Here is a 25,457-nt window from a genome sequence, read left to right as displayed (position 1 = left end):
CTCCCTCGTGGATCGTCGACTCGGTAGGGGAGACGCTTGCGGCGGGTAAGGCCGCCTTGATTATGGTGGGCATCGGTCGTTGAACCTCTTGTTCTTGGAATGTCGCGGCTCTCGTCATGGAGCCACCTCATCAAGAGCAAGGGGCATGCCAGGTGGTGATATATCGGTTACATGATTGTTTTTTCTTGCGTTTCTGTCGGGGCTTGGCCTCGGTGGCGAGGGTTAAGGGGTATAACCTCCAGACGCCCTGGGGCGTCGATGATCTGTAAGCAATTGAAATTAATAGACTATGTGGCGCTATAACCCTAGTTATCCCGTCGCCGGGGTTATAGGGGTTCCGCGCCGGACGCGCGCAGCTTCTTCACCCGCTTGCTCAGTGCCGGCTGGGAGATGCCCAGCAACTTTGAGGCAATCGACTGGTTGCCCTCGGCCCGTTGCATGGCCTCGCGGACCAGCAGGTCGGCGACCTCATGCAGCGTCGGCAGGGGCTCGTCCGGGGCGAAGACGTGGCGTTCGATGGACGCCTCGGCCGACGGCTCGGGGCCGGCAAGGCCTGGATCGATGGCGCGCCTGAAGGCCGCCATGGACAGCGTTCGCGAGCGGTGGACGCTCATGGCATCGTAGGCCATGGCGCGCAGCTCGCGCACGTTGCCGGGAAAGGCGTAGGTGCCCAGCAGCACCGGCAGCTCGGGCGGGTAGGTCGGGCGTGGCTTGCCGAGCTCGTCGGCGGCCTCGGCGAGGAAGTGGTCCAGTAGCAGCGGGATGTCGCCACGGCGACGGCGCAGCGGGGGAATCTGAACCTGATGGGTACGCAGCCGGTAGTAGAGATCCTTGCGAAAGCCGCCTTCTCGCTGACACGCCTCGAGGTCGTGATGGGTCGCCACCACGATACGCGCCCTTGCCCGCTTGGGACGATCGCTGCCCAGCGGATAGTACTCGCCGTCCTGCAGCAGGCGCAGCAGCTTCACCTGGGACGCCGGGTTCAGGTCGCCGATCTCGTCGAGAAACAGGGTGCCGTCCGCGGCCTGTTCGACCATGCCGGCACGGGGGCGATCGGCCCCGGTGAAGGCCCCTCGCTCATGCCCGAATAGGGTGTCGGCGAAGACGCCCTCGTCGAGCCCCGCCGCGTTGACGCAGACCAGTGGGCCGCGGCGGCCGCTCAGATCATGGGCGGCCCGAGCGATCAGTTCCTTGCCGACCCCGCTCTCGCCGCCGATCAGCAAGGGCTGACTGGAGGGCGCCACCGACTCGAGGTACTGGAAGACCGAGCGCATGCCCTTGTCGTCGGTGATGATGTCGGCGAAGGCTTCGGGGTGCTCCAGGGTGTCGTCGAGGAAGCGTTGACGCAGCGCCAGGTTCTCCTGGCGCAGTTCCTGCAGGCGGATGGCGCGCTTGATGCCTTCGATCAGCCGGCTCTGCTCGTCGGTCTTGACGAAGTAGTCGAAGGCGCCTCGCTTGATGCACTCGACGGCGGTCTCCACCTGGTTCAGGCCGCTGATCACGATCACCCCGACATCGGGATGTTCCTCGACGATACGCCGCAGCAACTCCTCGCCCGACAGGTGGGGCATGGTCAGGTCCAGGGTGACCAGGCCGATGTTCTCGCGCGCCAGGATGTCCATCACCTGGCGGCTGTCCTGGCAGTGGTGGAGATGGTTGATGCCGCCACTGCGCTCCAGGGCGATGCTCAGGCTGCGCAGGTAGGAGGGTTCGTCATCGACCAGCAGCAGGCCGAAGGCGGGATAGAGGTTCATGCTCATCGATCATCCTGGTGGGAGGTGGCAGCGTCGTCGGCCGAGGCCACGGGCAGCGTCAGGGTGACGGTGGTGCCGCGGCCGGGGTGAGACGCGAAGTCCAGCTGGCCGTGGTGCTCGCGGACGATGCCGGCGGAGACCGACAGCCCCAGACCGGTGCCGCCGCACTCGCGCCGGGTGGTGAAGAAGGGGTCGGTCAGCCGGGTGAGCGCCGCCGGGTCGATGCCGCGTCCCTCGTCGTGTACCTCCAGGATCACGGCCTGGTCGTCGGCAAGGTGCCGGGTGGTCAGGCGGATGCCCTGGTCGCGCCCCTCCAGGGCCTGGCAGGCGTTGAGCACCAGGTTGATGACCACCTGCTCGATGCGCTGAGCGTTGCCCCACACGGCGGGTAGGTCGCCGGCGTAGTCGGTCTCGAAGCGGCCGGTGGCCTGGCGGATCGAGTTGTCGACCAGACGCACCGCGGTCTTGACCACCTCGTCGAGGTCGAGGCGCTCGCCGAGCTCGGGGCTGCCCTGGCGGGCGAAGTCCTTGAGATCGCCGACGATCCGCTTGATGCGCTGGGTACCCTCCAGCATTTCGTCGAGCATCGAGGGCACCTCGTCGCGCATGCGCGAGTAGGGCAGGCCGCCGAACGGGAAGTCGCCGTGGTCGCGATAGTAGGCCTCGAGGATCGGGCGGGCATCGTCGTGGGCATCCCGCAGCACCGGCAGGTTCAGCAGCAGCAGGCCGCTGGGGTTATTGATCTCGTGGGCGACGCCGGAGACCAGCACGCCCAGCGAGGACATCTTGTCGGCCTGGATCAGCTGCTGCTGCTGGCGGCGTAGCTCCTCGGTGCGGCTCGCTACCTCGCGCTTGAGCAGGCGGTTCCAGACCACGATGCCGCCGAGGATCAGCAGCAGCAGCCCCGAGGCGAGGGCGCCAATCAGTCCGAGCCGTTTCCAGGGCAGGCCCTGCCCCTGCTCCAGGGGCCCCAGCCACTTGTCGTAGATGGCCTGATGGCGGCCGGTGTTCTTGAGGATCGCCAGGCCCTCGCTGAACTGGGCCAGCACGTCGGCGTTGCCCTCCTTGACGGCATAGCCGTAGCGCAGCGAGAACGGGCGGGCGACCGGCACCAGGTTAGTCAGCCCCAGCTCGCGGCTGAGGTACAGCGCCGGCAGGTTGGCCACCAGGGCATAGTCATGCTGGCCGGCGGCAAGGGCGCGCAGGGCGTCGGCATGGGTGTCGGTGGTGAACAGCTTGGCCCCCAGATCCCGCTCGATCAGCATGTCCTGCATGATATCGCCGCGCTGGACGATGACCTCCTGGCCGCGAAGATCCTCCAGGCGCTCCACGGGTGGGGTGCCGCGGCGGGCGAAGATGGACTGGTGGACGATGGCGTGGGGTGGAGCGAAGTCGAAGGTGGCGTCGCGGGCCTCGGAGTACGACATGCCTTCCAGGACATCGATCTCACCGCTTTCCAGCTTGCGGCGCATCTCGCTCCAGGGGCCCAGTTCGATGCGCACCTTGATGCCCATCACCTCGGCGATGGCTCGGGACAGCTCGACGTCATAGCCGGCGGGACGGCCGTCTTCGTCGAGGAACTCGTAGGGGGGATGGTAGTGGTCGCCGCCGACCACGATGACCCGGTCGTCGCCGGCGGAGGGCGGCGCGGCTCGGCCGATGGCCGGCAGCGCGACCAGGCAGGCCACGAACAGCAGGAGCAACCACCGACGTGCGGCGATGATGCGGATGGGGCGAAGTGTGTCGGTCGGCGTCACGGGCATCACCGGAGTCTACGTGATTTGTTGGCTCAACTCGCGGTTCTACTTTGCTGGTGCCGGCGGCAATGCCGCTGGGAGTGCCAGGGGCATCAAAAACCCTTCGATGCGCCGGGGGCGCCCCGATGATCCGTCGCACAATAAAAGACCGATTATCGCATACCGTGCCGGCCTCTGGGATAATAGCCTGCTAATTTCGCGCCGCCTGACGGTTGCGTCACCACTGTCTCAGGGAGCGTGATATGACAATGGACTCGACTCGTCCATCTTCGAACCCCCACCTGGCCGAGAAGGCCCTGGCGCTGGGGGGCTTTGCCATCGGCACCACCGAATTCGTGATCATGGGCCTGATGCAGCGCATCGCCACCGATTACGGCATCGCGGTCCAGGACGTGGGCCTGGCGATCAGTGCCTATGCGCTGGGCGTGGTGGTCGGTGCACCGTTGATCTCAGCGATCGGCGCACGCATTCCCCGTCGTCGGCTGCTGATCGGCCTGATGGTAATGTTCGCCGCCAGTAATCTCCTGACCCTGCTGGCCCCTTCCTTCTATGGCTTTGTTGCCTTGCGCTTCTTTGCCGGGTTGCCACACGGGGTCTACCTGGGAGTGGCGGCGCTGGTGGCCGCCAATGTCGCCGAACCCCACGAGCGGGGCCGTGCCGTCGGCCGGGTGCTGGTGGGGCTGACCCTGGCGATCCTCGCCGGGGCGCCGCTGGCTACCTGGGTCGGCAGCCTGTTGGGCTGGAAGGCCGCCTTCGTGATGGTGGGGGCGCTGGGGCTTTGCACGGCGCTGCTGGTGAGGCTGTGGGTGCCGGTTCAGCCTGCGAATGAGGGCGCGTCGCTGCGCTCCGAGCTTTCGGCCATCACCAAGCCGCGAGTGCTCTATACCCTGGCTGTCGCCTGCGTCGGCTTTGCGGGCATGTTCAGCGTGTTCAGCTATGCGATGCCGACCCTGACTCACCAGGCCGGCATGCCCGAGGCGCTGGGCCCGCTGGTGCTGGCGGTATTTGGAGTGGGCGCCGTCATCGGCAACTATGCGGGCGGGCGGCTGGCCGACGCTAACCAGAGCCTTGCCATCGGGGGGGCCCTGGTCTGGGCTGCGCTTTGCCAACTGGGCTTCTTCCTGGCCGCCGATCAGATCTGGAGCGGCATGCTGTTCGTCGGCCTGGTGGGCACCTGCGGTGCCCTGGTGCCGCCGCTCCAGACTCGGCTGATGGATGTCGCTGGAGAGGCCCAGACCATGGCCGCGACCCTCAATCACGCCGCCTTCAACATCGCCAATGGCCTCGGCGCCTGGCTGGGCGGCATGGCGGTGACGGTGGGTCTGGGCTGGTCGGCCACTGGGCTGGTGGGTATGGCCATGGCGTTGGGCGGTCTAGTGATCTTCCTTGTTGCCCTGGCGCGGGAGCGCGCCACACAGGTGCCGGCCTGATCTGGCGCGAATCTTTTTATTACGAGGAGAGACCATGACGACTGCTGGCGATAGCCGCACCCAGGCATCGGCGCTGCCTTTCCTGGGTGTGGCGCTTGCGTTTCTGATCACCATGCTGGGTACCACCCTGCCCACGCCTCTGTACCCAGTTTATCAGGCGCGCTTCGATTTCTCGCAGCTGACCATCACGGTGATCTTCGCCGTCTATGCACTGGGTGTGATGGGCGCCCTGGTGGCCACCGGACGCTGGTCGGATCAGCTCGGGCGGCGCCCCATGCTGGGCGCCGGTCTGGCGGCGGCGGCCATCAGTGACCTGGTTTTCCTGTCCAGCGATGGCCTTGCAAGCCTGTTGGTCGGCCGCTTCATCTCGGGGGTGTCGGCCGGCATTTTTACGGCGACCGCCACCGTGGCGGTGATGGAGCTGGCGCCGGCGGCCTGGCCGCGTCGGGCGGCTTTCCTGGCGACCGCCGTCAACATGGGCGGCCTGGGACTGGGGCCGATCGTGGCCGGCCTGCTGGTGGAATATCTGCCCTGGCCGCTGCGTCTTGCCTATGGGGTGCACCTGGTGCTGGCCGCCCTGGCGGCGCTGGCGGTGCTCAAGGCGCCGGAGACCGTGACCCGTCCGGCTCGGCCGACTCTCACGCTACAGCGGCTGCAGGTGCCGGAGGAGGTTCGCGATATCTTCCTGCCCGCGGCGATCGCCGGCTTCGCAGGTTTTGCGCTGCTGGGGTTCTTCACCGCCACGGCACCGGCCTTCATGATCGGTGTGCTCGGCTATGACAACCTGGCGCTCAGCGGGCTTACCGCGGGCTCAGTATTCTTCGCCTCGACCCTCGGCCAGCTTCTGCAGGAACGCTTCTCTCCATCCTGGCGACTGCCGCTGGGCTGCGCCGGAGTGATTCTCGGCGCCTCGCTGGTCGGTGTCGGCATCGGGCTCGCCTCGCTTGCGTTCTTTCTGTTCGGCGCCCTGGTGGCGGGCATTGGTCAGGGCATGGCCTTTCGTGCCGGCCTGGGGGCCGTCGTGCAGGCAAGCCCCGGCAGTCAGCGCGGCGGAGTCGCCGCCACCTTCTTCATCGTGGCCTATATCGCCCTGTCGATCCCGGTGGTGGGTATCGGGCTTGCGGTCCGCGCCTTCGGTCTGGCACCCGCCGGCATGGCGTTCGCCGGCGGCGTCGCACTGCTGGCGGGCACTTCGCTGGTGAGCCTCTTGTGGATGAGGCAGCGCAAGGCGCAGGGCTAACCCCCTCCACACCTCCCTTCTTATGAACCAACAACGCCGGTCGATTGGCCCGGCGTTGATGCGTGACGTCGTGTGCTGCTGTCCGCAGACAGCCCGTCGCGATAAGCATCACCGCACCCCGTTGTCCTCGATCAGACCTCGACGTTGAGGGTCACATCGATGTTGCCGCGGGTAGCGTTGGAGTAGGGGCAGACCTGATGGGCCGCGTCGACCAGTGCCTGGGCTGCAGCCTGATCCATGCCCGGCAGCGAGACGTTGAGGGCGACTTCAATGCCGAAGCCGGCGGGAATCTGGCCGATGCCGACCTGGCCGACCACCTGAGTCGCCTCGGGCAGCTTGACCTGCTGCTGACTGGCGGCGTGCTTCATGGCGCCGATGAAACAGGCGGAATAACCGGCGGCGAACAGCTGTTCGGGGTTGGTGCCGTTCCCGCCGGCGCCACCGAGTTCTTTCGGCGTACTCAGTGGCACTGACAGGGCGCCATCGGATGTCTGGGAGGCGCCGTCGCGGCCGCCCGTCGTGGTGGCTTCGGCTCGGTAGAGGACCTTTTCGATCGACATGGCAATTCTCCAGGTGGTGGGGTCTTTGCAGTGAATGATTGATTGCTATTTAATAGCGCACGATATAAATGAACAAAAAAACTTAGCCGTCGGCCTCGAGCTTCTTGCGCAGGGCATTGAGCTCATCGCGCAGCTTTCCCAGCTCCTGCGGTTCGCAGTGGGTGGCACAGATAGCGGCCTTGGGCACGTCGCGGGCGCGGTCTTTAAGTGCTTCGCCGGCAGTACTTAGGCTGACATCGACCCGGCGCTCATCCTCGCTTGAGCGCTGGCGCTTGACCAGACCGTGCGCCTCGAGCCGCTTGAGCAGTGGCGTCAGGGTCGCTGAGTCGAGGCCCAGGTGCTCACCGATCTTCGACACCGACAACTGACCATGCTGCCAAAGCACCAACATGACTAGGTACTGCGGGTAGGTCAGGCCAAGTTCGTTGAGCAGCCGCCGATAGAGCTTGTTCATCGCCAACTGAGTCGAATACAGCGCGAAACAAAGCTGGTTGTCGAGTGTCAGCAGGCTGTCGTCATCGGCGGCGTGATCAGTCATGTCCAAGCTCAATTTAGATAGTGTGCGATTATTTAGCAAGCGATAGCTTCAGGCATAGCGTAAGTTGCTGCCGATCCGCTCTACTGGAAAGGGTAACAGAAAAGCATGGCTAGTCATTCTATAACAAGGTGTTACGCCGAACCGACGAGCTCTGGGAGGCTACCGTCAATACTGGCACATGTAAGATGATTCAGAGGCGGCCAATGATCAAAAAAAGCGATGATATGGGCGTTACTCAAGCCTCATCACTATACGCAAGAGCCCAGTCCGTTGCGACGAGCGGGCCAAGGTGTTGATTTTTTTCGGCACTGCCACGCCAACCACTCATGCCAAGAGCATGTCATGTCTGCTTGCCACTTTTCGTGCCGTGATCGGGTCACGCAGCACGGCAGCACGGTTAGATCTATAGGGCAGCGCTACCAGGCCGATATTGCTGTGTCGGAACGTCTTTATCGCTAGGGATGGTCCGGGCGTGGTCCGTCAGGCCATGGTCACGACAGGGTAGTTGTTTTGTCGGTATAGCCTGTGATTAGCGGGGCTTGGCCGTGACGGCGTGGCGTTGTGAGGCAGCGAGAATCACTCGATATTCTGGATCTGTTCGCGCATTTGCTCGATCAGGACCTTGAGCTCCACGGCGCTGCGGGTCGTCTCGGCGACCACCGACTTGGAGGACAGGGTGTTGGCCTCGCGGTTGAGCTCTTGCATCAGGAAATCCAGGCGCCTCCCCACCGGCCCCTTGAGGGTGAGCTGGCGCTCGACCTCGTCCACATGCGTTGCCAGGCGGTCGAGTTCTTCGTCGACGTCGGCCTTCTGGGCCATCAGGGTCAGTTCGGCTTCCAGCCGCTGCGGCTCGAGTTCGGCACGCACCGTGTCCAATCGTGCAAGCAGCTGGTCCCGCTGGCGCTTGAGGATGTCGGGCAGTTGCGCTTTCACCTCGCTGACCTGCTGGCGAACGGCGGCCAGGCGGCTTCTGATGAGCGTGGCGAGCTCGGCGCCCTCTCTGGCGCGCGCCTCTAGCAGGGCATCCAGCGCCTCTTTGAACAGCGTCTGAGCGCTGTCTGTCACTACGTCGATGTCCGGGCCGCTGGATTCGAGCACTCCGGGATGGTCGAGCAGCGACAGGGCATCGGGCATGGCGGCCTCGGGCACTGTGCGACGCAGCTCGCCGAGGGCAGCGGCCAGGCCGGCCAGACGCTCGGCGTTGATGCTCAGGGTCTCGCCACTGGTCGGCACGAAGCGCAGGGTGCATTCGACCTTGCCTCGGTTCAGCCGCTGGCGCAGGGCGTCGCGGTAGCCGGGCTCCAGGCTGCGCAGGGTCTCGGGCAGGCGGAAATGCAGATCGAGATAGCGCTGATTGACCGAGCGCAACTCGAGCTCGAGGCTGCCCCAGTCGGCTTCCTGGCTGGCCCGCGCGAAGGCGGTCATGCTGTGCACCATGTCGACTCCTGACGATATACCTGAGATGTAATAAGGCGAGTCTAGCGTAACCGATTCCCGCTGGGGAGCGTGTAGAATGGCGACCAGGTGTCGGCGCTTGCCGGCCTTTGTTCTGATTTCCCGCAACGAGAGATGTCATGTCCACCACACCCCTGCGCCCCAGCGGCCGCCAGCCCGATCAGCCCCGCGATATTCGTCTGACTCGCGACTACACGCGCCATGCCGAAGGCTCGGTGCTCGTCGAGTTCGGCGATACCAAGGTGCTGTGCAATGCCAGCGTCGAAGCCGGCGTGCCGCGCTGGCTGCGTGGCAAGAACCAGGGCTGGGTGACCGCCGAGTACGGCATGCTGCCGCGGGCCACGCATTCCCGCAGTGGCCGTGAGGCGACTCGCGGCAAGCAGGGCGGTCGTACGCTGGAAATTCAGCGTCTGATCGGCCGTTCACTGCGCGCGGCGGTGGATCTCAAGCAGCTTGGCGAGTTCACCATCACCGTCGACTGCGACGTGATCCAGGCCGATGGCGGCACCCGCACCGCTTCGATCACCGGCGGCTGCGTGGCGCTGGTCGATGCCATCCGCTACCTGCAGCGTGAGAAGAAGCTCAAGAAAGACCCGCTCAAGCAGCTGGTCAGCTCGGTCTCGGTGGGGCTCTTCAAGGGCACTCCGGTGGTCGATCTCGATTACCCGGAGGACAGCCGTGCCGACACCGACATGAATGTGGTGATGACCGAGCAGGGTGGGCTGATCGAGGTGCAGGGCACCGCCGAGGCGGGTGCCTTCTCCCGCGCCGAGCTCAACGCCATGCTGGACCTGGCGGAAGACGCGGGCTCGACGCTCTTCGATCATCAGCGCGAGGCGCTGGGCATTCGCAAGTAGCGGTGTCGATCAGGGCATGATGGCCCCAACACGCAAGACGCCGGCTCAGGGCCGGCGTCTTGCGTTGCGGGGGCATGAGCGCCTGGCGCGACAGGCGCGAGCGACGGGCATACTAAGGGCGTACTAAGGGATCGAGGCGCTCAGATCTCCAGGTCGTACTCGACGATCAGTGGCGCAAACTCCGAGAAGGTCGCGTCACGGTCAATCCAGGCGTCGACCACATTGCGGCGGAGGTTGGGGCCGACCAACTGATAGTCGAGGCGCCAGCCTTCCTGCCGGGAGCGCGGCTGGTGTTGGTCGAGGGCCGGCCACCAGGTGTACTCGCCTGCGTCGCGGTTGACCTCGCGGAAGGTGTCGATAAAGCCGATCGGCCCGAACACCTGATCCATCCAGGCCCGTTCCTCGGGCTTGAAGCCCGGCGTGGTCTGGTTGTCGGCCCAGTTGGCCAGATCGATGGTCTTGTGAGCCACGTGCCAGGTACCGCAGATGATGTACTCGCGACGCTTGCGCGCCATTTTGCCAAGGTAATCCTGGTACTGGCTCATGAAGTCCTGCTTGGCGGTCGGATCACTGCCGTCCGGCATCAGGAAGCTGGCGATGCTGAAACGATCGTAGTCGGCCTGCAGGAAGCGGCCCTCATTGTCGCACTGGGGGAAGCCCAGCCCGTACATGATGGCCTTGGGAATCTTGCGGCAATAAAGCCCCACGCCGGAAAAGCCGTCTTCCTCGGCGTCGAGGAAATAGCCTTCATAGCCTTCCGGGTAAAGAATGCTGTCGTCCAGTTCGAAGCTCTTTGCCTTGAGATTCTGGACGCAGACGACATCGGCATCCTGACCGGCCAGCCAGTCGAGAAAGCCTCGCTCGACCGCTTCGCGGATACCGTTGACGTTGATGCTGGCGATTTTCATTACGTGGTCCCTTTTCCGTCGCGCGTGTATGATACCCGACGTTTCGACGTTTGGGTAAATGGCCGTGCGGCCAGGGCAGTCAGGAGATCCGAAGATGGCAGCGAGCGGGACGGTAAGCATGCAGGACTATCAGCGCGAGTTCATTGAATTCGCCATCGAACAGGGCGTGCTCAAGTTCGGTGAGTTCACCCTCAAGTCCGGCCGTGTCAGCCCCTACTTCTTCAATGCTGGCCTCTTCAAGAGCGGCTCGGCGCTGGCCCGGCTCGGTCGCTTCTACGCCCAGGCCATCGCCGACAGCGGCCTTGAGATAGATGTGCTGTTCGGCCCCGCCTACAAGGGCATTCCGCTGGCGGCCAGCACCGCCGTGGCGCTCGCCGACCACCATCAGCGCGACCTGCCGTTCTCCTTCAACCGCAAGGAAGCCAAGGCCCATGGCGAGGGCGGCAACATCGTCGGCGCCGCCCTCGAGGGCCGGGTGCTGATCATCGATGACGTGATCACCGCCGGCACCGCGATCCGCGAAGTAATGACCCTGATCGACGACGCTGGCGCCCAGGCGGCCGGCGTGGTGATCGCCCTGGATCGCCAGGAGTGCGGCAGCGTCGAGCAGGGCACTGAACGGCGCAGCGCCATCCAGGAAGTCGAGGCTCGCTATGATATGCCGGTCGTCAGTATCGTGACGCTGGACATGGTGCTGGCCTACCTGGAAGAGTACGCCTCCGAGGCCATGCAGGGCCATGCCCAGGCCATTCGCGACTACCGCGCCCGCTACGGCGTAAGCGCAGCCGGTGCCGTCGCTGAGTGACGTTTTGACCTTGAAACACGCGCTGGATACACAATCTGGACACACGATCTAGACCTAGGGATTTTCCGATGAAACTGACTCCTCTGCTCATCAGCGGTACCGCTCTGCTGGCAGCCACCCTGACCTGCCAGGCAGGCAGCCTGGATCTGAACTTAAGCAATGAGGCCGTGCAGTTCGAGGGGGCTGCTGAAATTGCTCCGGGCATCGCCCTGGGTGGCGGCGTGCTGGACAGCGATGACCATGGCGACACCACCGAAGGCCATGTCCAGGTCTTGGGCGTGGATCGCAACAGCCGCTACGACATGGGTATCGGCGCCCGCTGGACGCAGCTCGACACCGACGTCGGTGACGGTGGTGGCCTGGGGCTGGGTGGCTACGGCTACGCCTACGTCCCGAGCCTGCCGGCCATGTCAGTGGGCGGCTACGCCTTCTATACCCCGGATGTGGTCACCGCCGGCGATCTCGAGGATAACGCCGAGTATGGCGTGCGGGCGCGCTATGCCTTCGCCCCGAACGTCGACGGCTATGTCGGCTATCGTCGCCTGCGCGGCGACTTCGACGGCACCGGTGGTGCCCGCACCCTGGACAGCGGCGCCAACATCGGCGTGCGGTTGAACTTCTAAGGCGGTCTCGTACCGTCTGCGTCGTCGGGCCCCGCATGGGGCCCGACTGCGTTATGGCCCTTATTCGATCAGGATGTTCGCATGCTCGACGTGGTGCTCTTTGAACCCGAGATTCCGCCCAATACCGGCAACCTGATCCGACTGTGCGCCAACACCGGCTTCCGGCTACATCTGATCGAGCCGCTGGGCTTCGTGCTCGACGACAAGCGCCTGCGCCGCGCCGGGCTCGACTACCATGAATGGGCGCGTGTTCGGGTGCATGCGAATTGGCAGGCCTATCTCGAGGCCTGTCGCCCGGCCCGGGTGTTCGCCGTCTCGACCCGTGGACGCACCGGCTATCACGAGCCCGCCTACCGGGAAGGTGACGCTCTGGTGTTTGGCCCCGAGACCCGCGGCTTGCCTCAGGCGTTGCTCGATGCCTTGCCCGCCGAGCAGCGCCTGCGCATTCCCATGCTGCCCGAGAGCCGCAGCCTCAACCTGTCCAACGCCGGTGCCGTGCTGGTCTTCGAGGCCTGGCGACAGCTGGGCTTTGTTGGGGCCGGCCTTCCGGGGGCCGGGCTTCCGGGGGCCGGCCTTCCTGGAACCGGCGATCCGGAGAGCAGCCCGATGGGCGAAAGCCAGCCCACCGATCCCTCCGCCGCGCCGCGTGCCGATCAGGAGTAAACCATGTCGATCCAGCAACGCCTCACCAAGTTGAACCCGCGTCAGCAGGAAGCGGTGCGCTTCATCGACGGCCCCTGCCTGGTGCTGGCCGGCGCCGGTTCTGGCAAGACCAGCGTGATCACCACCAAGATCGCCTATCTGGTCCAGGAATGCGGTATGAGCGCGCGCAAGATCGCCGCGGTGACCTTCACCAACAAGGCCGCTCGCGAGATGAAGGAGCGTGTCGGGCAGCTGCTCAAGGGCCGCGAGGGCCACGGCCTGACCGTCTCGACCTTCCACACCCTGGGGCTCAACATCATCCGCGGCGAGCTCAAGACGCTCGGCTACAAGCCGGGCTTCTCGTTGTTCGACCCGGAAGATGCCAAGGCGCTGCTGCGCGACCTGATGCAGAAGGACGCCCAGATCGATGCCGATCAGATCAACCGGGTGCAGGGCCAGATCTCGACCTGGAAGAACGACCTGGTGCTGCCGGGCGATGCCCTCTCGCATGCCGCCGATGACGACGAGCAGTTCGCCGCTCGGGTCTACGAGGCCTACAACCGTCACCTCAAGGCCTACAACGCGGTGGACTTCGATGACCTGATCCTGCTGCCGGTGGTATTGCTGCGCGACGACCCGGAAGTGCTGGCGCGCTGGCGGCGCAAGATCCACTACATGCTGGTCGACGAATATCAGGACACCAACGTGTCCCAGTATCTGCTGGTCAAGCTGCTGATGGCCGAGCGCGCCACCTTTACCGTGGTGGGTGACGACGACCAGTCGATCTACGCCTGGCGCGGCGCGCGGCCAGAGAACCTGGTGACGCTCGGCGAAGATTTCCCACGCCTCAATGTCATCAAGCTCGAGCAGAACTATCGCTCGACCGGCACTATTCTGCGCGCCGCCAACACCCTGATCGCCAACAACCCCCACGTCTACGAGAAGGCGCTTTGGTCGGAGCTCGGCCCGGGGGATGCGATCCGGGTGGTGGTCAATCGCCACGAGGAAGCCGAGGCGGATCGGGTGGCCAGCGAGATCCTGACCCGGCGCATCAAGGAGCGCGCCGAGTGGCGCGACTTCGCGGTGCTCTATCGCGGCAACTTCCAGGCCCGCCTGCTGGAGCTCAAGCTGCAGCACTACCAGATTCCCTACAAGCTCTCCGGCGGCACCTCCTTCTTCTCGCGCAACGAGATCAAGGACGCCATGGCCTACCTGCGGCTGCTGATCAACCCGGCCGACGACAATGCCTTCCTGCGTATCGTCAACGTGCCGCGCCGGGAGATCGGCCCCGGGACGCTTGAGAAGCTCGCCAACTATGCCAACGACCAGGCCACCGGGCGCGGCATCTCGCTGTTCGCCGCCTGCCATGAAATCGGCCTCGAGCAGGTGCTGCCGGCGCGCGCGGTCGACCGCCTGGGCCGCTTCACCCACTTTATCGACGGCGTGCGCCGGCGCATGGACGGGGGCGATGCCATCGCCGCGATTCGCGACATGCTGCGCGAGATGGACTACGAGGCCTGGCTGCACCAGAACGCCAGCGCGCCCACCGTCGCCGAGCGGCGCATGGCCAACGTCTGGACGCTGATCGACCAGCTCGAGAAGTCGATGGAGCGCAGCGCCGAGGATAGCGCCACGGAGGACAGCGACAGCCTCGAGACCGAGACCGACGGCGTCGAGGCCGCCATCTCAAGGCTGGTACTGCGCGACATCCTCGAGCAGCAGGCCGAGGAGGACGACTCCGACCGGGTGCAGCTCTTGACCATGCATGCCTCCAAGGGCCTGGAGTTTCCCCACGTCTACCTGATGGGCCTGGAAGAAGACCTGCTGCCGCACCGCAACGCCGTCGAGGCCGGTACCGTCGAGGAGGAGCGCCGACTCGCCTATGTCGGCATCACCCGGGCCCGGCGGACCCTGACGCTGACCCTGGCCCGCCAGCGCAAGGCCTATGGCGAGCTGCTCGACTGCACGCCGAGTCGCTTTCTCGACGAGCTGCCGCCGGACGATCTCGACTGGGAAGGTCGCGCCGACAAGGAAGACCCCGAGAAGAAGCAGGCCCGGGGCAAGGACGCCATCGCCGGCCTGCGCTCGTTATTGGGCTGAAGGTTCTTATTGGGCTGAGGGGCTTTGTTTTATTGAGCGGAGGGCGCTTTACCGGGCTGATCGCGGATAGGGCGAGCGTCGTCACGCGCGCAGAGGCAACGCAAAAAAGGAGGGGGCGCCATTGGCGCCCCCTCTTTTATTTTTATGCTGCGTGCCGTTGTTGCGACGTTGTTGCGACGTTGTTGCGACGTAGTTGCGACGTTGTTGCGAGCAGCTATTGTGAACAGTTGCCGCGAGCAAAAGTAGCGAGCAGTCGTTGCAAGTCTGGACCATGCCCCATCCGCGCCAGCACTGCCTACTGGCTGGCGTCCACCAGATGATCGACGGCGGCCTTGACCTCATCATCGGACAGGCTCGGGTTGCCGCCCTTGGCCGGCATCGCATTGAAGCCGTTGATGGCGTGGCTGTAGAGGGTCTCGGTGCCCTGCTCAAGGCGCGGCGCCCAGGCGCCGGCATCGCCCTTCTTGGGGGCACCGGCAGCGCCGGTATCGTGACAGGCGGTGCAGACCTGACCGTAGATGGCGGCGCCGTCGATCTCGGCGCCCTGGCTATCACCGCCGCTGCTGGCAGTTGTGGAGGCCATGGCGGCCGTGCCGCAGTCCTCACCGGCCATACATAGCTTGCCGACCGGTTCGAGGCGCTCGGCGATGGCATCGTGGCTCATGTCGCTTTGGGCCGACGCGGCGCTGGTCGCGGCCAGACTAAGGGCGGTCAGGCCGCCCATGATCAGTTTGCTGACGTTCACTCTCACCACCTCTTACGTTCTTGTCATCGAACGCCCGCATCGGCGCCTGAAAATCAGTATAACGGCAACCTCTGAAGTGGGAAACGCTGTGGCGCGAGTGGCCCCTTCCATCAGGCTGGACAGCCGCGCAGTGGGCGGGTAGGATTGTGGCCGCCCGATCGGGCACTGCTGATAAGGCAGTCGCGCGCCCATAGCTCAGCTGGATAGAGTACTGCCCTCCGAAGGCAGGGGTCGAAGGTTCGAATCCTTCTGGGCGCGCCAAGAACATCGAAAAAGGGCCTGCGAGCAATCGCAGGCCTTTTTTTGTGCCCCCTTTCCTTTGTCACCTGCTTTTGTTTGTAACTCCTCCTGTTCCTGCTTCTTCCGTGGCACCCTGCGACCGCATCATGCGACGCCTCCTCAGATGCTGGTCACCCCGGGGACATAGGTTCGGCGCTCGAGCCACCCCAGCAGGCTTGCCACCGTGGAGGTCAGTGCCAGATAGATCAGCCCCGCCCAGAGGAAGATCAGGAAGAAGTCCAGGGTCCGTGAGCCGACATCGTAGGCGATGGCGGTGATCTCCACCACGCCGATGGTATAGGCGATGGAGGTGAACTTGAGCTCGATGATCGCCTCGTTGGACCACTGCGGGATCACCCGTCGCAGTGCCTGGGGAAGCATGATGTGGCGAATCGCCTGCCACTGGGTCATGCCGCAGGCGCGGGCGGCCACTATCTGACCCTTTGGCACCGACAGTACCGAGCCACGGAAGTACTCGGCCTGGTAGGCGGCACTGTTGAGGGTGATGGCGATCACCGCCGCTGTGAAGGCGTCGAAGACGATGCCTACCTGGGGAAGCCCCAAATAGATGAAGAACATCTGAACCAGCATCGGCGTGCCGCGAAAAAGCTCCACATAGACGGTGCTGAGCCAGTAGAAGAGCCGGTTGCCGTAGACCCTTGCCCAGCACAGCGCCAGGCCGAGAAAGAAGCCCAGGGTGATCGCGACGATCCATAGCGACAGGGTGATCGGAACGCCCTTGAGCAGCTCAGGCAGCCACTTGATACCGAAGGAGATAAATTCCTGCATGGCTTACCCGTGCTCCGCGATAACGTTGAGGAAGGCCCTTGTCCGCTCGTGTACGGAGTCAGTGAACATCGCGTCCGGTGTCCCCTGCTCGACGATATGGCCGTTCTCCATGAAGATGATCTCGTCGGCGGCCTGGCGGGCAAAGCTCATTTCGTGGGTCACCACCACCATGGTCATGCCCTCGGTGGCCAGCTGCTGCATCACGCGCACGACCTCGCCGGTCAGCTCGGGGTCCAGCGCCGAGGTCGGTTCATCGAACAGCAGCACATCGGGGTCCATGGCCAGGGCGCGGGCGATGGAGACGCGCTGCTGCTGGCCGCCGGAGAGCTCTGCCGGGTAGGCGTCGGCCTTGTCACCAAGGCCGACCCGTTCCAGCTCGCGCTTGGCGCGCTGGGTAGCGGTCTCCTTATCGGTGCCGTTGACCTTGATCTGGCAGATGCGCACGTTGTCGAGCACGGACAGATGCGAGAAGAGGTTGAAGTCCTGGAAGACGAAGCCCATTCGCGCCCGCATCGCGTCGATGTTGTTATCCAGCACTTCATGGCCGTTGAGATAGATGCGCCCGGCATCCGGCACCGTGAGGTGGTTAATGCAACGTAGCAGGGTGCTTTTCCCCGAGCCGGAGGGCCCGATCAACACCTTGGTCTCGCCCTTGCGTAGCCCGAAGCTGATGCCCTTGAGCACCTCCAGGCCGTCGTAGGCTTTCTTCACATCCTGCACGTCCAGAATCAGATCGTCGGCCATTCTTGGCGTTCCTCTCGCGTTATTCTCGCGTTATTTTTCGAAGCCCGGCACGGCCAGCTTGCGTTCAAAGGCATACAGCAGGCTGTTGCCCGCTCGATTGAGGATGAAATACAAAAGCGCCACGACGGCAAATACGGTCAGCACGTTGCCCTGGGTGCTGGTGATGATGTAATGCGCCTGGCGAGTCAGCTCGACCACCCCGATGACATAGGCCAGGGAGGTCTCCTTGATTTCCGAGGAGAACTCGTTGGTCCAGGGCCCAATCGCATGCCTTGCTGCTTGGGGGAAGATGATATGGCGAATCGTCTTGGCCTTGGACATGCCCATGGCTCTGGCCGCCATCATCTGACCGGCTGGCACGGACTGGAAGGCGCTGCGAAATATCTGTGACTGGTAGGCCGCGGAACGCAGGCCCATGGCCAATATCGCGGCAGTAAAGGCCGAGATATCAAGGATGCCGGAGAGACCGTAGAAGAAGATGAACAACATGATAATGACAGGAACGCCTCGGAAGACGCGCTCGTACACGACCAGCGGCCATTGCACCAAACGTGTCCTGGGGCCATAGAGTTTTACTAGGCAGATGGCCATGCCCAGCAGGAAACCAATCGCCAAGAGGGCGGCCAACAGCACGATGGCTACGCCCAACCCCTTCAATAGGAAGGGGAAGTCGCGAAGTAGTACGTCGTAGATATTCATGCCGATTTCCCTTGCGTGACGGGCACCTTCCCTTGGCTGGAAGGTGCCCGCCGTCAGATCGGTTTATTCGTTGCCGAGCTCGGGAAGGCCAGCGACCGGTTTCTGGTAGGTGTCGACGAAATCAGGCATATGGCCCGGGATGGAAGGCACGGTGACGCCAGGAATGTACTCCCCGACAATTTTTTCCCATTCCCCGGATTCGTAGATGGCCAGAATGCCCTGGTTTAGGTCGCCCAGGATGTTCTGAGGGTCGTCCTTGGCCACGGCCAGCGCCAGCGGAGCGCGAATGTAAATCTTGCCAGCCATCTTCACCGCCTTGCCGGCGTTGATGTACTCCTGGGCGGACGTATCGTCGACGATGACCGAGGAGATGCGGCCGATTGCCATATCGTCCACTGCCGTGACGTAGTTATCGTATTTGGCCAATTCAACGTCAATGTCGCTGGAGTTCAGCACGTTTTCTTCCATCCACGCCTGCTGAGAGGAGCCACCCTGCACGCCGACCTTGGCGCCACAGCACACGGCGGTAAAGACGTTGAGGTCGGAGTCCTCGGGTACCAGCACGACGTCGTTGGTTTCCCACCAAGGGATGGTGAAGTCGATGTTTTGGCTACGCTCTTCGGTGACGGTAAGGCCGGTGGCGAGTATGTCGATCTTCTCCGCTGCCAGAGCGGGGATCAGCGAGGGGAAGGGCATATCCTGGAATTCAATCTCGATGCCCGCTTGCTCGGCAATCGCTTCCATTGCGTCAATAGCGATACCCTTGAATTCGCCACCTTCTACGTAGGCCCAGGGGGGGAAAGAGGCCTCGACGCCAACGGTGTAAGGGTCTTGTGCATATGCAGTGGTCGCCAGACCGCTGCCGAGTACCATGGTGCCCATCATGACGGCAGGCAGGATTGATGCTGTTATTCCTTTCATGATCATCTCGCTTGGTGGTGTGTTTTTATTATTCCGCTGAACCAATATGGGCGCCTCGTTTCTAGGCTGTCAAATGAATATGGGCCGCCCTTTGCGTGACTTTATCGTGGAATTTTCCCGTTCCCATTCATGAGGGGATAACAAGGCATATCGTTAAATGCGTTTTGTTCTAAGGGCGGTATTTTTGCTTCATGTTGGTGAATGTATTGTTCAACGCCTTTTTTATAAGATGTTTTTAATATCACTTTCAGTTGGCGTTGTGCCTGAACGCCCGGTGTTGCATGTCTCTCGCCTATTGATACTGATGTATCAGTCAGCGGACGTTTTAGACATCATCATGCGTTGCAATATCGTCAGCGCTTTTGCTTTATTAATTCTTCATTACTCGCCGTTAAGGACCTGGCATGCTCCCTGAATACTCCCCTATCGCCTGGCTGTTGATCGTTTTTTCCGTTTATCTGACGGGCGTCTCGAAAGGGGGATTTGCAGGGGGCTTCGGTACGCTCTCGGTGCCGCTGATGGCACTCGCCATTAGCCCTACCCATGCGGCAGGCCTGCTGCTACCGCTGCTGCTGGTCATGGATGTCTTTGCGGTGAAGGCATGGTGGGGAAAGCAGGCAACTGCGGAAGTGTGGCGCTTCGTGCCGGGGCTGTTTGTCGGTGTGGGAGTAGGAACGGTGCTGTTTGGTAGCTTGAGTGAACAGGGCGTGCGCCTGGTGCTCGGCGTAATCACCCTGCTGTTCGCCGCTTATATGCTGTTGAAGCCCGTTGCCAGAAAGCCCATTTCAACTCGCTGGGCCCTGCCTGCCGCCAGTGTCTGCGGCTTTACCAGCTTTATGGCTCATTCTGGTGCGCCGCCGATAAACGTGTACCTGCTTCCGCGCAAATATCCTAAAAAGACCTTTATTGCCACCTGCGCCGTGTCGTTCGCGGTGGTCAACGTAATCAAACTAGGCCCCTACATATGGCTTGGCGAGGTGAATGTGACCAGCGCCTGGGCATCGCTGTTGCTGGTGCCTATCGCCTGGGCCGGCGTGCGCAGTGGCCTGTGGCTCCAGAGCCGCGTCAACGAAACACTTTTCTTCCGGCTGGTGATTCTGGCGATGTTCGTCGTCGGCTTTAATCTGATGTGGCAGGCGCTGACCTAGTCGTTGTCGCCCGCCTCGTGATTAGCCGAACCGCGACTGCGTCGCTAGGCCGGTCTATTTAGCCATCCAGTTAGCCATCCAGCGCGTGGCGGCGCAGTTCCTCGATTGTTACCACGTCCAGCGCTCGCTGATCGGTCGAGGCCAGAATGACCGGCGGTGCAAGGCCGACGGCAAGTGCCTCCTGCCAGCGGCCAGTGCACAGACACCAGCGATCGCCGGGGGCGAGGCCGGGAAAGCCGAAGTCCGGGCGCGGCGTGACCAGATCGTTGCCCCGGGCGCGGCTGAAGACCAGAAATTGCTCGGTGACCTCGGCGCAGATGGCGTGTACGCCGATGTCTTCGGGGCCCACCCGGCAGAAGCCGTCACGGTAAAAGCCGCTGGCGTTCTCGTGGCAGCAGGGGGCCAGCGGCTCACCCAGCACGTTGCGCGGGCGCTGAGGCGTAGTAGTCGACTCGGTCATGGCGTGTTCTCGGCGGATCGCTATCTGAGGAGGCTCGCCCAAGAGGCTCGCGGAGTAGCCTCGTGGGCAACGGGATATCTTGTGCAACCTTACGGCATATTCGGTCGAGGCGTCACACCGCCCTTATACCTCCACCCACATCCGCAGCAGGTTGGCGTAGCTCTTGGAGAGTGCCTTGAAGGCATCGGTGTTGCCGCTCTCGTCGAACAGCTGGCGACGAGTGGTGTCCAGGTCGAACAACACCTCGCGCTGGCCTGGATCGCGCACCTGACTCTGAGCCCAGCCTACCGCGGCGAGTCGCTCCCCGCGGGTGACTTCCTCGACCCTATGCAGGCTCGAAGAGGGATAAAGCACCAGCGAGCCCGCCGGCAGCTTGAAGGTCTGCTCGCCGGCGGTGGACTCGATCAGCAGCTCACCGCCGTCATAGCTCGCGGGATCTCCCAGAAACAGGGTGTAGGAGATATCCGTGCGCAGCGCGCCCTGGGGGCTGCCCATCACGGCGTCATCGACGTGGTTGCCGTAGGCCATACCGACATCATAGCGGCTGAACATCAGCGGCTTCATACGTGCCGGACGCACCGCCATCTGGAACAGCGGGTGGCGAGTGAGCGCCTGAGTGAGCTCCTCGCGCAGCGTCGCTACCTCCGGGTCGCGCCCATCGGCCTGTTGGTTGCGCTTGACCGTGCGGGCATGCCAGCCGGCGGTCTCGCGCCCGTCCTTGAAGGGCACCCCGGCCAGGGTGGCGCGGGCCCGCTCAAGCAGCTCGGGAGGGATGATGTCGGCGATGCAGAGGATCACGGCGGGCTCCTGTGAGATGAGAAATCAGGATCAAATGTTAATCGTTTGTATTTCGGCGTAATAGCCGGCATCCTACCAGCATCGGCAAGGCAGGCGCACGTCACTCGTCGCTGCGAGCTGGCTGCCGCTTCTCACACAAGACAATAGCGCAACAGCATGGAGATCATCATGTCCACCACGCGTACGAAGGTTTGGGTCGGGATCGGAGCCAGTGTCTTTCTGGGCGCTAGCAGCGCCGCTTGGGCGAGCGGTGACGAAGAGGCCGTCGGCAGCAGCGACGCCCAACAGATGGAAAGCGCGGGCGAAGGTGGCGAAGGACACGGCAGCCATCATGGCGGCGAGCCGGGAGAAGGCGGTGAGTCCGGTGCCCATCACGGCGATGAGTCGGGAGAAGGCGGTGAATCCGGCGCGCATCACGGTGGTGAAAGCGGCGAAGGTGGCGAAGGCGGCGAAGGCGGCGGCAATAGCGCCTTTAGCGTCTTCGATTACCTGAGCGCTGATGCCGGAGGCGAAGGCGGTGAAGGTGGTGAAAGCGGCAGCAGCTACTCGTCCACCAACCCGGGCGTCTACGTCACTACCCTGGCGCTGATGGAAGGCCACCTGCGGGTGGCAAGCGAGCTGTACCGCGAAGGCGCCAAGGACAATGCTCTGGCGCACTTCTATCACCCCGTCGCCGAGTACTACACCTCGCTGGAAGCGGGGCTGGATGCCCGCGGCGTCGAGGGCCTCAAGCCGGTCCTGCTGAAGGTAGCCGAAGAAGCCTCGAAAGGCGGCGACTGGTCCGATCTGGAAGGCGACTACGAAGCGGCGCGCAAGGCGATCCACGACGCCCAGGCCGCGATCGACCCGTCCCTGAAGCAGGACGCGACCTTCCAGAGCCGGGTGCTGCTGGCGCTGACCAACACCGCCTTGGACGAGTACATCGAGGCCATCGATGGCGAACAGTTCGTCAACGGCCCCGAGTATCAGGACGGCCACGGCTTCATGCTGGTCGGCCGCGATATGCTCTCGGCACAGGAAGCAAGCCTGAGTGCCGCGGACGGCCCGGCCTACCCGGAAGTGGTAGAAGCCTATGAGGACATGATGACCGCTTGGCCGAGCGCCGCCGTGCCCGACACCCCAGCAGTGAGCTTCGGCGAGCTGTCAGGCGACGCCTTTGCCCTCGAGGTGCTGCTCAAGGATTACTGAGCCGACGGCGCACGACAAGCACGGCACAGGTAGTCCGGCATAAACTGCCCGGACAAACAGGAAGGCCCGCAACGCCAGGCGTTGCGGGCCTTTTGCCGTCTGGGGCCAGGCGTTCGAAGGTGATAGGTCCCTCGCCCCCCCAGGGCCGTCGATCAGGCGACCGTGGAGCCGGTGGCCTCCTGTGCACGGTGTGGTTGAGCAGGCGCCTCGATCCCCAGGCGGCGCAATTCGGCGCGCCAGGCGAGCTCGAGACCGTAGTCGCTGTCGTTCCACTTGTCGTACTGGTTCGCTACGTGATCGCATAGCTCTAGGCTTGCATGGCGCAGCGGCTGCCCGGTGGCCTGAGCCGCCAGCTGGGTCTGACAGCTGCGCTCGAGATCGCGCATGCGCAGGAAGGCATCGCCCACCGAGTTGCCACAGGTCAGCAGGCCGTGCTGGCGCATGATCATGGCGTTGTGCGACCCCAGATGAGCGACCAGCCGGCGCCGCTCGTCCAGGTCCAAGGCAATCCCCTCGTAGTCGTGATAGCCGATGCGCTGGTGGAACTGCATGGCCCACTGGTTGAGTGGTAGCAGGCCCTCTTCCAGGCAGGACACCGCCACCCCGGCCACGGTGTGGGCATGCAGCACGCAGCCAACGTCCGGGCGTGCCGCGTGAATGGCACTGTGGATGGTGAAGCCGGCAGGGTTTATGCCAAGCCCAGTGGGGTCATCCAGCACCTCACCCTCGGCGTCCACCGTCACCAGGCTGTCGGCGGTGACTTCCTCGAAGCGCAGCCCGAAGGCATTGAGCAGGAAGCGCTCGCCGGGCAGGCGCGCCGAGATGTGGGTCGAGATGCCGTCGTCCATGCCATCCCGCGCCATCAGCCGATAGGCGGCGGCCAAGTCACGGCGGATGGCCTGCTCCTCTGCAGGGCGGGTCGGTGCGCTCATTACAGGCTGGCCTCCACCGCGGGCAGGGCGGGTTTGCCGTCGCGAGTCGTCACGCCTTCGAGGAACTCGGCCACCTTCTCAGGGTGTGCGACCAGCCAGTCATGCGCCACGGTTTCCAGCTTGCGTTCCTTGAGGCTGTATTCACGGATGAAATCGCTTTGGTCGTCGGCCGAGAACGTGAACTGATCGAGCAGCTGGCGCATGTTGGGATTGGCGTCGCTGTAGGCCTTGGAGACGATGGTCTTGACGTCGTTGCGGCCGTTGTTGGCGCCATAGACGCTTTCCGGGTCGTCGAGGATACGGCTGTCGTATTCCGGCACCATCCAGTGCGGCGTCCAGCCGTAGAACACGATCCAGCGCTCGTCTCTCGCGGCGGCGTCGACTTCACTGAGCATGCCGGGTGTCGAGGAGGACATGCCTTCCCAGTTGCCGAGGCCGTAAGTGTTGGCCTCAATGGCGCTGTTCAGCATGTCGGTCACGTTGGAGCCGCTCTCGATGCTGTAGACGGTATAACCGAAGCGCTCGGCGACTTCAGGGTCCGCCAGCTGCTCGGCGCTGGTAATGCCGGCCTCATAGACGTAGCCCGGCACGGCGAAGCCCATGCGCGCGCCGCTGATATTGCTGCCCAGGTCGACGATGGTGCCCTTGGCCATGGCGGCGTCGTAGATGGTGGTCTGGGACGGCATCCAGCCGGCCAGGAAAACATCGCTCTCGTTGGTTCCGAGCGTCTGATAGGCCACCGTTGAGCTGAGCTCCTGCTTGTCGGCGGTATACCCCAGCGGCTCGATGAGCTGTGAGAGCATTTCGCTCTTGACGGTGACACCGGGCCAGGGCGGCACGACGATCCGCAGCGTATCGTCACGGTCGCCGGCGGCGGCCAGGGCCTGGCCGGCCAGGCTCAGCCCTGCCAGCAGGGTCAGGCTGATGGCGGTCAATCGGAACATTTTCATATCGTTGTATCTCCTTTGCGGTTGGCCGGCCGCCGGGTGGCGGTCACGGTGTCATCGGTCTTGCGAGGCCGGTTCGGGCCTCGCAAGACCGGGTTGGAGGTTATGCGTTTCTGGGGATCAGCCCGTTAATCCACCAGCTAATCCACCAGTTCGGGCAGGCCATCGAAGGGCGTCCGGGCCAGCACGCGCTCGACCATCGGCACGAAGGTATCGAGTGGCAGGGTGTCGTAGTCCTTATCGAAACTGGTCTGATCCCACTCGTCACAGAAGCGCACGGTGCGCTCGAACGCCGGGTGGTCGCGGTAGGCGTCACGGGCGTGTGGGTCGAGCCCGAAGAAATGGCGATAGTGATAACCCTGGAAGAGCTCGTGGTGGCGAATCATCCAGGTGTTCAGCGGGTCGATGAACGGCTCGAGGATGCCGGCCGCGATCTCGGCATGGTTGGCCGGCGACAGATCGTCGCCGATGTCATGCAGCAGCGCGCAGACCACCATTTCCTCGTCGGCGCCGGCCCGCAGGGCGCGGGTCGCGGTCTGCAGGCAGTGCTCATAGCGATCCACCGGGTAGCCATGGTGGTCGCCATGCAGGCGCTCCAGATGCACAAGCACCCGGCGGCTGGCATCGGCCTGATAGGCCCTGAAGTGTGAATCGATCAGGGCCCATTCCTCGCGGCGGCTCTCATCGAAGCGACGAAAGCGGGCTTGGGTCATCGTGGCTGAGTGGTCGGCGGTATGGCTCATGCAGTGGCTCCTAGCGATGTGGACAGCTGGTCGCGCAGCACCAGGCGGCGGCTCGCGGTGCTGTCCTCCCGCCTCATTCACGAGGGCTCTGAATCGGGCAGTCTGAAGCTACTGTCCGGAGGCAGGTCTCATCAGGATCCGTATCTCCGGCGTCAGAGCCCACTGATTTATGCCTGAAGAGTGCTCCTCTTTCGGCTTTATATAGCGGTATGGAATCAATCGCCGCCGTCAATGCAGCCATGAGCGCCGGTCGTCGTTGCGGCCGCTCGGTTCCTGGTGCTGTAGTGGTCTCGCTGGGGTGTCAGCTCAGCGCGGTCAGTCTCGGCAGCCCCTTCAGCAAGGTGGGCCACCACTTGTCGGCGGCATCACCGAGGTGCACGGTGATGCGCCGGGCG

24 protein-coding genes, 1 tRNA gene and 1 pseudogene are annotated in these 25,457 nt (G+C 63.8%); 10 read left to right on the top strand and 16 right to left on the bottom strand.

The annotated features are described in order from the left end of the window. Positions 1-326 precede the first annotated feature (326 nt). A complete protein-coding gene (locus BCL93_RS12480; protein WP_112055604.1) occupies positions 327-1,760 on the bottom strand; it encodes a sigma-54-dependent transcriptional regulator in 1,434 nt (477 codons plus the stop codon). Beyond that, on the bottom strand, positions 1,757-3,511 hold the full coding sequence (locus BCL93_RS12475) for a transporter substrate-binding domain-containing protein (protein WP_258396508.1): 1,755 nt from the start codon (positions 3,509-3,511) through the stop codon (positions 1,757-1,759). The genes BCL93_RS12480 and BCL93_RS12475 overlap by 4 nt, the downstream gene beginning before the upstream one ends. A 242-nt stretch (positions 3,512-3,753) precedes the next feature. On the opposite strand from BCL93_RS12475, the gene BCL93_RS12470 reads away from it, so the two are divergent. Then, positions 3,754-4,941, top strand: coding sequence for an MFS transporter (locus BCL93_RS12470; protein ID WP_112055602.1), 1,188 nt, complete (start codon positions 3,754-3,756; stop codon positions 4,939-4,941). Positions 4,942-4,975: 34 nt separating this feature from the next. After that, the gene (locus BCL93_RS12465; protein WP_112055601.1) at positions 4,976-6,181 is read left to right on the top strand and encodes an MFS transporter; all 1,206 of its coding nucleotides are present in this window, start codon (positions 4,976-4,978) and stop codon (positions 6,179-6,181) included. Between the two features lie 131 nt (positions 6,182-6,312). Here BCL93_RS12465 and BCL93_RS12460 read toward each other — a convergent pair whose 3' ends face one another. From BCL93_RS12460 to BCL93_RS12450, 3 genes are all read right to left on the bottom strand, one after another. Further along, positions 6,313-6,741 carry an organic hydroperoxide resistance protein gene (locus BCL93_RS12460; RefSeq protein WP_112055600.1) on the bottom strand — a complete coding sequence of 143 codons (429 nt, stop codon included), beginning with the start codon at positions 6,739-6,741 and terminating at the stop codon, positions 6,313-6,315. An 82-nt stretch (positions 6,742-6,823) separates the two neighbouring features. After that, positions 6,824-7,279, bottom strand: coding sequence for a MarR family winged helix-turn-helix transcriptional regulator (locus BCL93_RS12455; protein ID WP_112055599.1), 456 nt, complete (start codon positions 7,277-7,279; stop codon positions 6,824-6,826). 576 nt (positions 7,280-7,855) lie between these two features. Next, positions 7,856-8,716: a YicC/YloC family endoribonuclease gene (locus BCL93_RS12450; RefSeq protein WP_112055598.1), complete on the bottom strand. Its 861-nt coding sequence runs from the start codon at positions 8,714-8,716 to the stop codon at positions 7,856-7,858. Positions 8,717-8,853: 137 nt separating this feature from the next. On the opposite strand from BCL93_RS12450, the gene rph reads away from it, so the two are divergent. Then, a complete protein-coding gene (rph, locus tag BCL93_RS12445) occupies positions 8,854-9,591 on the top strand; it encodes a ribonuclease PH (RefSeq protein ID WP_112055597.1) in 738 nt (245 codons plus the stop codon). 140 nt (positions 9,592-9,731) lie between these two features. Here rph and BCL93_RS12440 read toward each other — a convergent pair whose 3' ends face one another. Next, complete coding sequence (locus BCL93_RS12440) at positions 9,732-10,499, bottom strand: exodeoxyribonuclease III (RefSeq protein WP_112055596.1); 768 nt, start codon at positions 10,497-10,499, stop codon at positions 9,732-9,734. A gap of 94 nt (positions 10,500-10,593) precedes the next feature. On the opposite strand from BCL93_RS12440, the gene pyrE reads away from it, so the two are divergent. From pyrE to rep, 4 genes and pseudogenes are all read left to right on the top strand, one after another. After that, positions 10,594-11,304, top strand: coding sequence for an orotate phosphoribosyltransferase (gene pyrE / locus BCL93_RS12435; RefSeq protein ID WP_258396507.1), 711 nt, complete (start codon positions 10,594-10,596; stop codon positions 11,302-11,304). Between the two features lie 68 nt (positions 11,305-11,372). After that, positions 11,373-11,927, top strand: a complete 555-nt coding sequence (locus BCL93_RS12430) for a YfaZ family outer membrane protein (RefSeq protein ID WP_112055594.1) — start codon at positions 11,373-11,375, stop codon at positions 11,925-11,927. Positions 11,928-12,008: 81 nt separating this feature from the next. Continuing rightward, positions 12,009-12,482: pseudogene (gene trmL, locus BCL93_RS12425) on the top strand (tRNA (uridine(34)/cytosine(34)/5-carboxymethylaminomethyluridine(34)-2'-O)-methyltransferase TrmL); the annotation flags it as partial. A gap of 111 nt (positions 12,483-12,593) precedes the next feature. After that, complete coding sequence (gene rep, locus BCL93_RS12420) at positions 12,594-14,669, top strand: DNA helicase Rep (protein ID WP_112055592.1); 2,076 nt, start codon at positions 12,594-12,596, stop codon at positions 14,667-14,669. Between the two features lie 295 nt (positions 14,670-14,964). On the opposite strand, the gene BCL93_RS12415 is transcribed toward rep, so the two are convergent. Beyond that, positions 14,965-15,414, bottom strand: a complete 450-nt coding sequence (locus tag BCL93_RS12415) for a c-type cytochrome (protein ID WP_258396505.1) — start codon at positions 15,412-15,414, stop codon at positions 14,965-14,967. Between the two features lie 184 nt (positions 15,415-15,598). Here BCL93_RS12415 and BCL93_RS12410 point away from each other — a divergent pair. Beyond that, positions 15,599-15,675: transfer RNA gene (locus BCL93_RS12410), tRNA-Arg, on the top strand. Between the two features lie 138 nt (positions 15,676-15,813). Here BCL93_RS12410 and BCL93_RS12405 read toward each other — a convergent pair. The 4 genes from BCL93_RS12405 to BCL93_RS12390 all read right to left on the bottom strand — a co-directional run bounded on the left by BCL93_RS12405 (position 15,814) and on the right by BCL93_RS12390 (position 18,891). Beyond that, a complete protein-coding gene (locus BCL93_RS12405) occupies positions 15,814-16,482 on the bottom strand; it encodes an amino acid ABC transporter permease (RefSeq protein ID WP_112055590.1) in 669 nt (222 codons plus the stop codon). 3 nt (positions 16,483-16,485) lie between these two features. Then, a complete protein-coding gene (locus BCL93_RS12400; RefSeq protein WP_112055589.1) occupies positions 16,486-17,226 on the bottom strand; it encodes an amino acid ABC transporter ATP-binding protein in 741 nt (246 codons plus the stop codon). A gap of 30 nt (positions 17,227-17,256) precedes the next feature. Beyond that, positions 17,257-17,925 (bottom strand): amino acid ABC transporter permease, encoded by a 669-nt coding sequence (locus BCL93_RS12395; protein ID WP_112055588.1) that lies wholly within the window; start codon positions 17,923-17,925, stop codon positions 17,257-17,259. Between the two features lie 63 nt (positions 17,926-17,988). Then, positions 17,989-18,891 (bottom strand): ABC transporter substrate-binding protein, encoded by a 903-nt coding sequence (locus tag BCL93_RS12390; RefSeq protein ID WP_146742493.1) that lies wholly within the window; start codon positions 18,889-18,891, stop codon positions 17,989-17,991. Between the two features lie 359 nt (positions 18,892-19,250). Here BCL93_RS12390 and BCL93_RS12385 point away from each other — a divergent pair, with 359 nt between their 5' ends. After that, complete coding sequence (locus BCL93_RS12385; RefSeq protein ID WP_112055586.1) at positions 19,251-19,994, top strand: sulfite exporter TauE/SafE family protein; 744 nt, start codon at positions 19,251-19,253, stop codon at positions 19,992-19,994. Positions 19,995-20,064: 70 nt separating this feature from the next. On the opposite strand, the gene BCL93_RS12380 is transcribed toward BCL93_RS12385, so the two are convergent. Then, entirely contained in the window at positions 20,065-20,454 is a 390-nt protein-coding gene (locus BCL93_RS12380) for a DUF2237 family protein (RefSeq protein ID WP_112055585.1), read from the bottom strand. A 123-nt stretch (positions 20,455-20,577) separates the two neighbouring features. Next, positions 20,578-21,252, bottom strand: coding sequence for a Fe2+-dependent dioxygenase (locus BCL93_RS12375; protein ID WP_112055584.1), 675 nt, complete (start codon positions 21,250-21,252; stop codon positions 20,578-20,580). A 168-nt stretch (positions 21,253-21,420) separates the two neighbouring features. On the opposite strand from BCL93_RS12375, the gene BCL93_RS12370 reads away from it, so the two are divergent. After that, positions 21,421-22,440 (top strand): hypothetical protein, encoded by a 1,020-nt coding sequence (locus BCL93_RS12370; RefSeq protein WP_112055583.1) that lies wholly within the window; start codon positions 21,421-21,423, stop codon positions 22,438-22,440. Between the two features lie 152 nt (positions 22,441-22,592). On the opposite strand, the gene BCL93_RS12365 is transcribed toward BCL93_RS12370, so the two are convergent. From BCL93_RS12365 to BCL93_RS12355, 3 genes are all read right to left on the bottom strand, one after another. Further along, positions 22,593-23,372, bottom strand: coding sequence for a class II aldolase/adducin family protein (locus BCL93_RS12365; protein WP_112055582.1), 780 nt, complete (start codon positions 23,370-23,372; stop codon positions 22,593-22,595). After that, positions 23,372-24,316 (bottom strand): ABC transporter substrate-binding protein, encoded by a 945-nt coding sequence (locus BCL93_RS12360; protein ID WP_112055730.1) that lies wholly within the window; start codon positions 24,314-24,316, stop codon positions 23,372-23,374. The genes BCL93_RS12365 and BCL93_RS12360 overlap by 1 nt, the downstream gene beginning before the upstream one ends. Before the next feature lie 143 nt (positions 24,317-24,459). Beyond that, positions 24,460-25,032, bottom strand: coding sequence for an HD domain-containing protein (locus BCL93_RS12355; RefSeq protein ID WP_112055729.1), 573 nt, complete (start codon positions 25,030-25,032; stop codon positions 24,460-24,462). Positions 25,033-25,457: the final 425 nt, after the last annotated feature.

The sequence above is a fragment of the Onishia taeanensis genome (genome assembly GCF_003268885.1).
In the GTDB taxonomy this organism is placed as follows: Bacteria; Pseudomonadota; Gammaproteobacteria; order Pseudomonadales; family Halomonadaceae; genus Onishia; species Onishia taeanensis_A.
The sequence above is the reverse complement of the archived record's forward strand: the minus strand, read 5'-3'. Positions and strand labels throughout refer to the sequence as shown.